Raw genomic sequence first — 11486 nt, 5'->3', positions numbered from 1 at the left:
GCACTGAGTCGCAAAACTGCGGCCCGGTGCTTTATTTTGCCTGCAGAAACTGCTGCCGGAGCTGCCCGGCCAGCGCAATGATACCGGCACGACTGCGGCCCTGCACATTGCCCAGGATCACCACGGCATCGCGCCCGTTTCGCGACAGCTGCATCGTGGTCATGTACCCGTAACCGGAACCGTTTGCCCGCAGGAACCCAGGCACGTTCTGATAGAAGCCGGCATCGTAAAACAGGTTGGGTTGACCTGGCCGGTAAAGCTGTGCCCGCGTGCCACCGAGCAGATCACCTGTCATCAAAGACCGCGTGGCCCGGTAAAAATCTAAGGCACTCATGTACACCTGCCCGGTGCCTAGTTCGGCGTGCATCTGATCCAAGCTTGTTAACTGCTGACTCGCGTATGAGTTCTGGCCCTGAACGTTGTACCCTGAGGCGTAGTTCATGGTCGGCCGAAGGTGATACGCCATCACCGTTTGTTTCAGGTGCAGCCGATCGATATACGCCTGCTTGAACAGGGCCTCGTATGACTGCCCGGTCACTTTTTCCACGATGCCGACAAGAAGGACGTAATTGACCGCCGTGTACTGCCAGATCCCGAACTGGTGGGGATCATCGGTCACATGCGCCGCGACGTAATCCACCAACTGCCTGTCAGACTGGTACTTGGGTGCCAGCGTGCCCACCGTTTTCAACCCCGACCGCATTTTCAGCAGGTCCCGACCGTGATCCGCGGCTGGTTTTTAAACCGCGGATAAAAGTCCCCGATGGGAGTCGTCAACTTTAATTTCCCAGCATCGAGCAATTGTATCACGAGGCCCGCTGTCAGACTTTTCTGCAGCGAATCGATCTCAAACATCGTGTCCTCACGGTTTGCCAAGTGGCGCTTCACGCTGGCCTGACCCAAGCTCGTCGATGCGACCAGTTTGCCATTCTTAATCACGATGGCGGTTCCGGAAAAATGCTGCGCCTGCAGCCGCGCCGTCAACGTCTGCTGAATGGGCTGAGCGATGGCGCGCGGCACGACCGGCGAGGCTGCCGCCGCGGCGGTCGTTTGCCGAGAACGTGACGGCTTATTTCGACGAATCTGAGCCGACTTTTTAACTACGGCGGCCTGGTGCGGCTTCGGCGCGGTCACCCGCCCCAAAACAAATCCGCCGGCAACCAGACAAACGGCCGCCACCGCGAGCACAACCAGTCTTAGCCGAATCTCCTGTTTGCGCCGGTTGTGATGTTGCGTTCTTCTCATAAAATTACCTCACATTAGTCGTTTTCGCCCAAGTCTCCCCGAAAAAGGCATCGTTCAGCCGGTACTGTTCCGGCTGCTGCGGCTGGGTCAGAAATGGCTTGACCGCCTGGTCAACGGCCAGCCAGCCGCGCCAGCCCAAATGAATCGTGTCCTGCATAAAGTACGGCTTCCCGCCATCGCGGCTCAGGTCCTCGACATGCGTGAAGCCCTGGCTGGCCAGCTGATACTTGAGTTTAGCAACCGCCTGCTCATAGTTCCCCATCGGCAGGCCGGTGTAAGCCGCCCAATTGGCATTGATGGGGGGAATGATGAACTGCACCGTCGTGTGATTCTTGGCAAACTGCTGCAAAAGCAGTTCAAAGTCCCCATACTCCGGCCCGTACCGGTACTCAAAGTGACGCTGACTGCCGCGTAGCGCGGCCAGCTTGCCATGGCCGAGGCGCTGGCGATAGAACGTGTCATCAATGCCCAGGCGGTTATGTTTGGTGCTCGCCTTGGCGATTTGGCCGGCAAGCGCTTCGAGCTGTTGCGGGTCGTCCTTGGCCGGCAGCCGTTTCTCCCCATCCTGGATCCGGCGCCAGTTCGTCGAATGGGTGAACCGAGAGAAAAGCTGATCCTCATTGTTCAGCATCCGCAAACGGGTCTGAAGTGCCAGCCGCGTCCAGCCGCTGACTGGCCGGCCCGCGGCAATCTGGTACAGCGACTGCCGGTCCAGCGTACTTTTTTCCGGCGCGTTCATCTTCAACAGGCGGCGCGCCGCGTACCGGTCGGCAGCGTTCCCCTTCGCCCGCAGGAGCCAAGTGGAAAGTTGCAGCGGCGAGTAATACATGTCAAACGCCGCAGGAATCTGCCCCTGGCGAGTGAACCACTGCATTGAGACAATGAAGACGGCCTTTTTCCCTTTGAGCTGGTTCAGTTCGGACTGGTCATCCACAAAATGCGTCAGCGACTGCGTCCCGGGATTGCCCAGTAACAAGGGCTGGTATGAGCGATGATACTTGGCGGCCAGCGTTGACGGGTGGAAAGGATCCATGCGCGCCAGCTCAGAGGAACCGAAAAACGGCACGTAATGCTGGCTCAGCGCCTGCGCTTTGACCCGAGCACCGCCTAACACATTGGGTGAAAGCGACACTGCATCCGACTCAAGCCGGGCTTTGCTCATGCGGCCATTCGGCAGTGGGGCGAGCAGGATGCCGACCACCAACACCGCCGCCAAAACGACCGGCCCAAAGATCTGCCAGAGGCGCCGTTTCATTATTCCGCATCCTCAGCTTTCTTAATGATCTTAGCAGGCGTATTCCACTGGTTGCGGTCGAACTCGGACACTGGTACGTCCATCCCCAGTTGGGATTGCAGTTGTAGCAGCAGTTGGACCGTGTCTATAGAATCGATCAAACCTGAGGCAAATAAATCCTCATCCAGGTTATTGCTGAAATCTTCACCGGTGAGGTCGTTCAATATTGATAGTACAGTGGCTTTTTTTATCCATGATTAATTTCTCCTTTTGTTTGAAAGATAGTGGCAGGACCTAGTCGCGCTCGGCGAGGCAACGCCCGAGCGTCTAGCTACGCTCAAGCCCTCACCGGCAAAAAAAACGCCGGTAATGTCTTGAGCTAGGCTAGCCGTCGGGCTAAAATCGCCCCGCCTCGCAGCCTTTACTTAAACCACAACGTGTTCAAGAACCCCGAAAAGATCAGGAAGCTGAAGCACACGACGCAGAACGTGGTGGCGATGGCCAGCGCCTCGGCCCAGCGGTTGTGCGGCAGCTGCTTGCGGTGCTTTTTCTTGAAGCGCAGCCAAATGTCGTTGATTATGATCGCGCAAGCGTGGAACAGGCCGTACGTGATGTAATACCAAGTCACCCCGTGCCAGAACCCCATGATCAGGAAGTTGATCAGGTACGCGACCTGGGAGACCCGGATCGGATTTTTGATCAGCTTGTGCTTCATAATGAAGAAGGTCACGCGCATGAAGATGAAATCGCGGAACCAAAACGACAGCGTCATGTGCCAGCGATTCCAAAAGTCCTTGATGTTGTGCGCCTGAAACGGCCGGTTGAAGTTCATCGGCGTATCGATTCCCATCACCAGGCTGGTCGCCACGGCGAACAGCGAGTAGCCGGCAAAATCGAAGAACAGGTACATCGAGTAGACAAACGCCACGCCGACCAGCGACGGACTCAGCCCCAGCCAGTACATGTGCCGGACAACCATTGCCGAGCGCTCAATGCGCGGCAGCAGCACCGTGCCGAACCCGTACCCCAGGATGTATTTGTAAAAGAAGCCCAGAAACAGATACCACACCGCCCGCGCCAGCATATTCAAGTACTGCTCACGCTTGGGCACATTGTCGTAATCCTTTTGAAACCGGCGATACCGATCAATCGGGCCGCTGGAAAGGGCGGGCATGAACAGCATGAACCGCAGAAACGGCATCAGCAACGGCCTTCATCGTGCCGTCGCGCAGCTCCATGATCACCTGCACCGCCTTGAAAGTCAGGTACGAGATCCCCAGAAACCCCAGCAGCGACGGATGCAAGACCACCGCCGGCGTCACCTTTACGATGACCAGCGGCAGGATGCTGAGTAAGACCGTGATCACAAACACGCTGGTTTGATTGTGGTGCTTGCGGTAATGCAGATAGCCAAACACAATGGCCAGCTGCCAGAGGATGTACCCGATCAGCGCAATACCCTGCTGCCACTTGGCGCCGGTGAACATCAGGATAATGAACAGCAATGAAATCAGCGTTTCGTACGTTTTGAAGCGGTGGCCGTGGTACAACCCGATCATGACCGGGAGTAGGCCCAGCATCAGAAGCAGGAAGTACTGCGGATCCGCGTAAGGTTGTAAATTCAGCATTAGGCGTTGACCTCACTGATCAGCGCCTTGACCGCGACCTTACCGTTTGGGGTCAGCGGCAGCGCTGCCTTGTAAATGAAGCGCTGCGGGATCATGTAAGGCATCATCACCTGCTGCAGGTGGGCCCGGATTTTCTTGGTCAGTGCCAGTCCGCCTTCTTCCCCTTGTTCAGGGACGACATAGGCCAGCATTTGCTGGACCTTGTGCTCGGCGTTGTACTTCGGCACAGCAACCGCCTGATGGATCATCGGCGCCTGGTTGAGATAATGGTCGACTTCCTCCAGCTCAATTCGATAACCGTTGAGCTTGATTTGAAAATCGGTGCGACCCCGGTAGAAAATCAGGCCGTCTTCGGCAATGATGCCAAGGTCCCCGGTTCGGTACCCACGCATCCCGTGTTCTTCGGTAAAGGCCGCCGCGGTCTTCTCCGGCCGGTTCAGGTAACCCTTGGAAACGCTGAGGCCGATGATCTCGAGTTCGCCGACTTGCTGGTCATCCTCAGTCCGGACGGTGCCGGGCACCAGCGTCATCGTGGTGTCGGGCTTGGCGTAGCGATTGGCAGGCGCGGGTAATCCGCCAGCACCGAATCCGTGATCTCGACCGCCGTCACGGCGACAGTGGCCTCAGTGGGGCCATATGTGTTGTAGATCTTGGCTTGCGGGAACCGCTGGCGCAACTTTTCCGCCGTCGCGTGCGTCAGCTCCTCACCACAGAAGTAAAACTGCTTGAGCGCCGGGTAGTTCGTCGCGTCAAACAGCGGTGACAACAGGCAAATGTCCACGAAACTGGGGGTCGAGACCCACACGTCGACCGGCACATGCGGCAGCGTTTCAAACAGCGCCTTCAGGTTCTCCGTTTGTTCCTTGGGCAGGATCTGCAGGCAGCCGCCGGCGGTGAGCGTCGGGTACAGGGACATCACCGACAGGTCGAAGGAAAACGGGGCCTGCGCCAGCATCCGCGGCCGCCGCGGCAAGTTGAAGCTCGCCATCCAGGACACGAACGAGATCAGGTTCGCGTGCGAGATCTGCACCCCCTTGGGCTGCCCGGTCGTGCCGCTGGTGAAGATGATGTAAAAATTATCATCCGCTGAAAGTTCGACGTTCTCAGTCGGCGCCACCGCCATCATTTGTTTCACCTGCGCCGGCTCAACGGTCGTGGTTTTCAGCTTGAGCGGCAGCGGGATGGTCGCCAGCACCAGTGCCGGGTGCGCGATTTCCTCAATCATGGTCAGCCGATCGTTGGGCGAGTGACTGTCGACCGGAATGTACGCATGGCCCGCCTTCACGCACCCCAGAAACGTGGCGATGGCCGCGAAGCTTTGGTCGCAGTACACCATGAGCGGCGCCTTGGCCGGCAAATGACGGGCCTGCAGCGCCGCCGCAATCCCGTCCGAGGCCGCCTTGAGCTCACCGTATGTTTTCAGCTCGCCCAGCGTGTTGACCGCGGGCCAGTCGGGATGAGAAGTGGCGATCTCGTCGATAATTTCGATTAAAGATTTCATCTTGTGCCTCCTAGAACTCGTTATAGATAAAGTGACCACCGGCGACGCCGCGGTAGCTGTACAGGTATACCAACGTCAGCAGCACCACCGCGTAAAATAACGTTTTTAATACGAAGCGGACGCCGGGCCGCGCAAAGAATGTTTTCATCATGAAGACTCCTTGGCAAAATAAATAAACAACGACCACAGTGTAGTGGACGTTGCTTATTCGGTCAGGAACAGTTTCTAAAGGTCACATTAAAGACTTTCAGAAACCGGTGCTTTTAAGTTAATCATGAAGCGGCTACCCTGCGGTTGATTATCCACCACGCGGATCGACCCGCCGCTCAGCGTGATGAGCCGGCGCGTGATGGCCAGCCCCAGCCCAGTGCCTGAAATGGCCTTGGACCGGGATTCATCGAGCCGAAAGAAGCGATCAAACACACGTGCTTTCTCGCTGTCAGGAATGCCCGGACCGAGGTCCGCGACACTGAGCTCGACGTGATCCCCGACCGGTTGGCCGCTGATGGTGACAATAGTGTTAGCTGGAACGTATTTATTCGCGTTGGACAGCAAAGATAACAGCGCGTGCTCGACGCTTTCGGCATTTGCCAGGACCATCAGCCGTCTTGGCATCACGACTTTAAGATTTTGTTTACTTTGCGGCTGGAAGCGGCTGACCACCCGGCGGGCGAGCCCAGCGACGTCAAATGCTGCCACCTGGACCTCGGCGTGGTCCATGCGCGACAACGCCAGCAGGCTTTCGATCAGCTTTTGCATTTTCATCGATTCGTCGTCGATGACCGCCAGCGAATCCGGAATCAGCTCCGGATGCTCAGTGCCGTGCCGCCGCAGCAGTGCGACATGGCCGCGGATCGCCGTCAGCGGCGTCCTCAGCTCATGCGAGGCATCGGAAACAAACTGATTATCCCGGATCACCTGCTCGTTCAGCGAGTGCAGCAGGCGGTTAAACTCCTGCGAAAGCTCGCGGACCTCTTGTGGCGCTTCCGGCACCGGCAAGCGCTCGTGGTAGTTGGCATCGGGCTGGTCAGTGATCTGCTTCGTCGCCTCAGTCAGCGCCACAAGCGGACGGTTCAGCCGCTTGGCCAAAAGTGAGGTCCCCAGTGTCCCGATGATGACACCAAACGCCGTGACCAACAGGGTCATCAGCGAAATCAGTTTGAAGATCTCAATCATGTTGTTCAGACTGAGCCACACTGAGTAAGTCGTGCGCCACCCCGCCTTCTTGACGACTTTTTCAACGTGATAATACACACCTTGGCCGCGCTGGTACTGCACATTAGAGGATAACGGCCAGGTGCTGAAATTATCCTCGAGAAAATCCTTCGTGTGCCGCGTGTAGTAATCGCTGACGCGGCCGTCTGGCTGGCGGACCCGCACCCGAACAAAGGTCAGGCGCGTGTTTAGTGGGGCATTGTCACGCCAGTAATCCCAGTCTGGCTCGTGCTGCGCAAAGGTGTGCTGGAGCGTCGTCATCACTTGAACGGCATCGTCGCGCTTGTTCTTGATCAGACGGCCGCCAACCACGCTGATCACCGACACAAAAATCAGGAGCATCAGCGCAACAATTAAGCCGTTGTAGGCACGCGCCATCCGGGCCGCGCTGCTGCTTTTACCCCGCATGACTGGCCGCCTCTTCCAGCATGTAGCCCACACCGCGGACCGTTTGGATCAGCGCCGGTTCATCCGGGCATTCAAGTTTTTGCCGCAAGTACCGGACGTAAACATCCACAATGTTGGCCTGACCGTCAAATTCCGTGCCCCACACCGCATCCAGCAGCTGGTCGCGGGTGCAGACTTCCCCGCGGTGCTGCATCAGCACCAGCAGCAGGTCATACTCACGTTGCGTCAACTGAGCCAGCTGACCACCGCGGCGCACCTGCCGGGCCTTGGTGTCCAGGGTAAGGTCCCCAACGGTATAGGTCGTGGGCACCAGGTGCTGCCCCCGGCGAATCAGCACCCGAATGCGGGCCAACAGCTCCTCGATCTCAAACGGCTTGGTAATGTAATCATCGGCCCCGTTATCAAGACCAGCCACCTTGTCACCCACGTAATCGCGCGCCGTCATCATCATGATGGGCACATCAGACGTCTTGCGCACGCGGCGCATCACTTCCAGTCCGTCGAGCTTGGGAATCATCCAGTCCAGCAGGATCAGATTGATCTCCGCCTGCTTGGCCTGCCACGTATCCCATGCCGCCTGGCCATCCTGGGCAGTCAACACCGTGTACCCCTCAAAATGTAATTCGGAATCCAGGTATGAAATCAACCCCGCCTCGTCTTCTACCAATAGGATCGTTGCTGCCACCATGGCCACCCCTTCCACTACAGTCTTTATCCAGTCTAGCACCCAGGCCGCCCCAACCGTCTTTCAGTTCTGTTATCTTAACATTTCCCGGGCAATTAACGCCCTCGGCTGCACGCCAAAAAGCCCCTGCCGCACTGGCAGAGGCAACGGTCATCGGCCTCAGATCTAATCTTTAGCTTGTTTATCCTTGGTGAAGTACCGCGACTTAATATTACGTAGGTAGCCCCCCAGGATCTTGAGAAAAGTGCGTGACTGGACCAGATTCTTGGGGTCAACGTAGACCCGGATCGCGCGCAGTGTGCGTTTCGGATCCCGAGTTGCAAACGGAAAATTGCTGCTGGTTTTGGTGTGAACGGTAAAGCGGGGAATGTATTTGCCTTTAAACATCACCGTGACTTCAACGAACGTCACCTCACCCCAAGGAATCTGGATGTACTTCTGGACGTTTTTGTCGGCGTACCATTCGAGACCGCGATCGCCGATCATCATTTTCCCGTAATCGGCGATGCCCATGTAAGACGTGGCATCGACGGTCAAGTCGACTTTCGTATTGATTGACTTCACTGGTTGTTGCATCGATATCCCTCTTTTACCACTTTACTGTTTATTATACGCCACGCAGCCGTGGCGCCTCATCAAAAGAAAAGCCTCGGAGCTGACGCCCCGAGGCCAACAGGTCTAAACTTACATGAGACCCCAGACATGGAACACGATACCAACAACGAAGAGGCCCAAGATAACAACGATTGGGGAAACCTTCTTCTTGAGGAGCCACATGCAAAGCAGGGTCAGCAGCAGCGCTGCAAGACCTGGAATCAGTTGATCCAAGTTGTTCTGCAGTTTGGTGACCTTCATCTTGTCCAGAGAAAGGCCGTTTGCCTGCTCAGTCAGTGCTTCCTTGATGCCCGCAGCGCCCTTCGGCAACTTCGACCATTCAATGTAAGCACCCTTTTGCTGAGTGATCGTCGAAACCACTGGGGTGAACTTAACGGTGACCCAACGGTTGATCAGAGAACCCAGAATGAACATCCCGAGGATAGAAGCACCCTTGGTCACATCCTGAAGCAGGGAACCGGACATGTCGTCCGCGATCCGAGACCCGGCTTTGTAGCCGAATTCCTGGGTGTACCACATGAAGGCCACACGCATCAGGTTCCAAACGACAAAGAAAATGATTGGGCCATGATGTTCCCAGCCAGCGCCAAGGACGCAGCCAGACCACCAAGGATAGGACGAGCGGTGAACCAGAAGACTGGGTCGCCGACACCGGCCAGAGGACCCATCATGCCGACCTTAACGCCCTGGATGGCAACGTCATCGATTGGGGCGCCATTGGCACGTTCCTCTTCCAGCGCCAGGACCACACCGATAACCGGTGAAGCCAGGTACGGGTGAGTGTTGAAGAACTCCATGTGTCGCTTCAAAGCGGCGATCTGGTCGTCCTTCTTCGTGTAGAGCTTCTTGATGGCAGGAACCAAGGAGTAGCACCAGCCACCATTTTGCATACGTTCGTAGTTCCATGAACCCTGAAGGAAGGTAGAACGCCAGCAAACCTTCATCCGGTCAGCTTTCGTTAAACTGTACTTGTGTTCAGCCAAACTTGCTTGTACTTCAGCTGTATCAGCCATATTTTTCTACCTCCTTCTCTAATAGTTGTCGATGATGTCGCCGACTGGATCGCCGGAGCCACCATTGTTGTCAGAAGAGCCGCCATTGCTGCTAGAAGAACCGCCCATCTTGGACAGGGTCAGGTAGATCAGCGCCAGGGACACACCGATCGCGCCAAGGCCGATCAGGGTCAACTGGGAAATGGTTGCCAAAACGAAACCGATGATGAAGAATGGCCATACTTCGCGGGTCGCCATCATGTTCAAAACCATGGCGTACCCAACTGCAACGACCATGCCACCACCGATGCCCAGGCCATCCGTCAACCACTTAGCATGAGGCCAAGCAGGGAACGAACAGGACCGGCACCAACAGCCAGGATCAAGCCGGCAGGGATCGCGATACGCAGACCCTGCAAAGCAATGGCAACATACTGCCAGAAGTCCAGCATCTTAAAGCTGCCTTCTTCAGCCGCGTGGTCCATCAGGTGGACAACCGCGGTTGCAACCGTACGAACCAAGGTGGTCAGCAGCAGGCCGGCAACCGCCAGCGGAACCGCAAGGGCGATCGCGGAGTTAACTCCGGCACGGCCCTGACCGCCAAGAACCAGAATAATAGCAGAAGCAACTGAGCCAAGGCAGCGTCAGGTGCAATCGCGGCACCAACGTTGGCCCAGCCAAGGGCAATCATCTGTAAGGTCCCACCCAAAATCAGGCAAGGCATGAGCTGGCCAGTGACCAACCCGATCAGCGTGCACGCTACAACTGGCATATGGAATTCGAATTCATCAAGAACCCCTTCCATCCCTGCCAGGAACGCCACGATGAGGACCCCGATGATTTGAAGAAAGTTCAAATCCATGTGAATATCCTCCTTAAATTTAATTAGGAATATAATCTATTGCTACTTGTTCTGTGCATCCAGCGCGTCTTGCGCCTTCTTGAGGATTGCGTCCATGTTGTCCTTGTTGTCGGTTGGGACCTTCCGAACATCGAAGGTGACGCCTTCCTTTTCCAAGGCCTTGAACGTGTCAATATCGGTCTGGTCAAAGGCCAGGACCTTGTTCGGCTGAACCTTGCCGACTGAGTGCGCCATGGAACCAACGTTCAGTTCCTTCAGCGGCACGCCGCCGTCAATGGCCTTTTTCGCGTCTTCCGGTGTTTCGAATAATAGCAACGCTTTTTCGCCGCCGAAGTGCTTGTCGTCTTTGGCGATCTTGATCATCTGATCAATTGGAATGACGTGAGCCTTAACACCTGATGGGGCCGCTTCAGTGATCAGCTGTTTACGCAGCTTGTCGTGTGCGACACCGTCCGATACAACAATGATCCGCGTTGGCTTGGTCTCTTTGCTCCAAGCGTCGCAACTTGCCCGTGAAGCAGACGAGAGTCGATCCGAGCCAGAACGTAACTCATCTTCCCTGGCTTACCGCCGCTGACGTGCTGCGCTGGTGCTGCAGCAGGTACCGCCTTTGGTGCCAGTTCTTCAGGCTTGACTTTGATACCGTCTTTACCTGACTCAATAATGTGCGCCGCAATATCGTGCGCTGAATCCATGGACAAACGGGAACCGTATGCCTCAATCAGCATTGGTAGGTTCAACCCAGTGACGATGGCCCACTTATCTTTGTGCTGCTCGAACAACCCGTTAGACTGGTTGAACGGAGAGCCGCCCCACAAATCGATAAGGAACAGGACCTGATCATCTGAGTCGAGCTTCGCAATGGCTTCCTCGAGGTGTGCTTTCAAGTCGTCCGGGCCTTCGTTGGGCTGGAATGTCACTGCTTCAACATTCTTCTGCTCACCAAAGATCATCTGACCTGATTGCATAATGCCTTTGGCAAAATCGCCGTGGCTAGCAAGGATGATTCCGACCATTGTTTGTCGCCTCCTATATGTATTTAGACTGATAGCGCCACCATTCGGATTTAACTCAAAAAGTTGGGTGACGTGTCACGGTCCA

General features: G+C 56.2%; 8 protein-coding genes and 5 pseudogenes. All 13 read right to left on the bottom strand.

Annotated elements, in window-relative coordinates:
* Window positions 1-31 precede the first annotated feature (31 nt).
* Window positions 32-703 carry a serine hydrolase domain-containing protein gene (locus JCM13995_RS16510; protein ID WP_082397634.1) on the bottom strand — a complete coding sequence of 224 codons (672 nt, stop codon included), beginning with the start codon at window positions 701-703 and terminating at the stop codon, window positions 32-34.
* 2 nt (window positions 704-705) lie between these two features.
* Entirely contained in the window at window positions 706-1245 is a 540-nt protein-coding gene (locus JCM13995_RS16505) for a serine hydrolase (protein ID WP_082397633.1), read from the bottom strand.
* A 4-nt stretch (window positions 1246-1249) separates the two neighbouring features.
* On the bottom strand, window positions 1250-2500 hold the full coding sequence (gene dltD / locus JCM13995_RS00245; protein WP_054661330.1) for a D-alanyl-lipoteichoic acid biosynthesis protein DltD: 1251 nt from the start codon (window positions 2498-2500) through the stop codon (window positions 1250-1252).
* A complete protein-coding gene (gene dltC, locus JCM13995_RS00240) occupies window positions 2500-2730 on the bottom strand; it encodes a D-alanine--poly(phosphoribitol) ligase subunit DltC (protein ID WP_054661328.1) in 231 nt (76 codons plus the stop codon). The genes dltD and dltC overlap by 1 nt, the downstream gene beginning before the upstream one ends.
* A gap of 170 nt (window positions 2731-2900) precedes the next feature.
* Window positions 2901-4107: pseudogene (gene dltB, locus JCM13995_RS00235) on the bottom strand (D-alanyl-lipoteichoic acid biosynthesis protein DltB).
* Window positions 4107-5608 (bottom strand): annotated as a pseudogene (gene dltA, locus JCM13995_RS00230) (D-alanine--poly(phosphoribitol) ligase subunit DltA). The pseudogenes dltB and dltA overlap by 1 nt, the downstream one beginning before the upstream one ends.
* A gap of 10 nt (window positions 5609-5618) precedes the next feature.
* Entirely contained in the window at window positions 5619-5759 is a 141-nt protein-coding gene (locus JCM13995_RS00225; RefSeq protein ID WP_054661325.1) for a teichoic acid D-Ala incorporation-associated protein DltX, read from the bottom strand.
* Window positions 5760-5845: 86 nt separating this feature from the next.
* A complete protein-coding gene (locus tag JCM13995_RS00220; protein ID WP_054661322.1) occupies window positions 5846-7231 on the bottom strand; it encodes a sensor histidine kinase in 1386 nt (461 codons plus the stop codon).
* Window positions 7221-7916 carry a response regulator transcription factor gene (locus JCM13995_RS00215; protein ID WP_156314258.1) on the bottom strand — a complete coding sequence of 232 codons (696 nt, stop codon included), beginning with the start codon at window positions 7914-7916 and terminating at the stop codon, window positions 7221-7223. Before JCM13995_RS00215 ends, JCM13995_RS00220 begins: the two co-directional genes overlap by 11 nt.
* Window positions 7917-8081: 165 nt before the next feature.
* Window positions 8082-8492 carry a DUF956 family protein gene (locus tag JCM13995_RS00210; RefSeq protein WP_054661316.1) on the bottom strand — a complete coding sequence of 137 codons (411 nt, stop codon included), beginning with the start codon at window positions 8490-8492 and terminating at the stop codon, window positions 8082-8084.
* Between the two features lie 108 nt (window positions 8493-8600).
* Window positions 8601-9514, bottom strand: a pseudogene (locus JCM13995_RS00205) (PTS system mannose/fructose/sorbose family transporter subunit IID).
* A 48-nt stretch (window positions 9515-9562) separates the two neighbouring features.
* Window positions 9563-10385: pseudogene (locus JCM13995_RS00200) on the bottom strand (PTS mannose/fructose/sorbose transporter subunit IIC).
* Window positions 10386-10427: 42 nt separating this feature from the next.
* Window positions 10428-11401: pseudogene (locus JCM13995_RS00195) on the bottom strand (mannose/fructose/sorbose PTS transporter subunit IIA).
* Window positions 11402-11486 lie beyond the last annotated feature (85 nt).

Source organism: Lacticaseibacillus camelliae DSM 22697 = JCM 13995 (assembly GCF_001311195.1).
Classification (GTDB): domain Bacteria; phylum Bacillota; class Bacilli; order Lactobacillales; family Lactobacillaceae; genus Lacticaseibacillus; species Lacticaseibacillus camelliae.
The sequence above is the reverse complement of the archived record's forward strand: the minus strand, read 5'-3'. Positions and strand labels throughout refer to the sequence as shown.

Bases quoted from the DNA above. Each gene is read 5' to 3' on its own strand.
- JCM13995_RS16510 (WP_082397634.1), bottom strand. From the start codon at position 703: ATGCGGTCGGGGTTGAAAACGGTGGGCACGCTGGCACCCAAGTACCAG.
- JCM13995_RS16505 (WP_082397633.1), bottom strand. From the start codon at position 1,245: ATGAGAAGAACGCAACATCACAACCGGCGCAAACAGGAGATTCGGCTA.
- dltD (WP_054661330.1), bottom strand. From the start codon at position 2,500: ATGAAACGGCGCCTCTGGCAGATCTTTGGGCCGGTCGTTTTGGCGGCG.
- JCM13995_RS00225 (WP_054661325.1), bottom strand. From the start codon at position 5,759: ATGATGAAAACATTCTTTGCGCGGCCCGGCGTCCGCTTCGTATTAAAA.
- JCM13995_RS00220 (WP_054661322.1), bottom strand. From the start codon at position 7,231: ATGCGGGGTAAAAGCAGCAGCGCGGCCCGGATGGCGCGTGCCTACAAC.
- JCM13995_RS00210 (WP_054661316.1), bottom strand. From the start codon at position 8,492: ATGCAACAACCAGTGAAGTCAATCAATACGAAAGTCGACTTGACCGTC.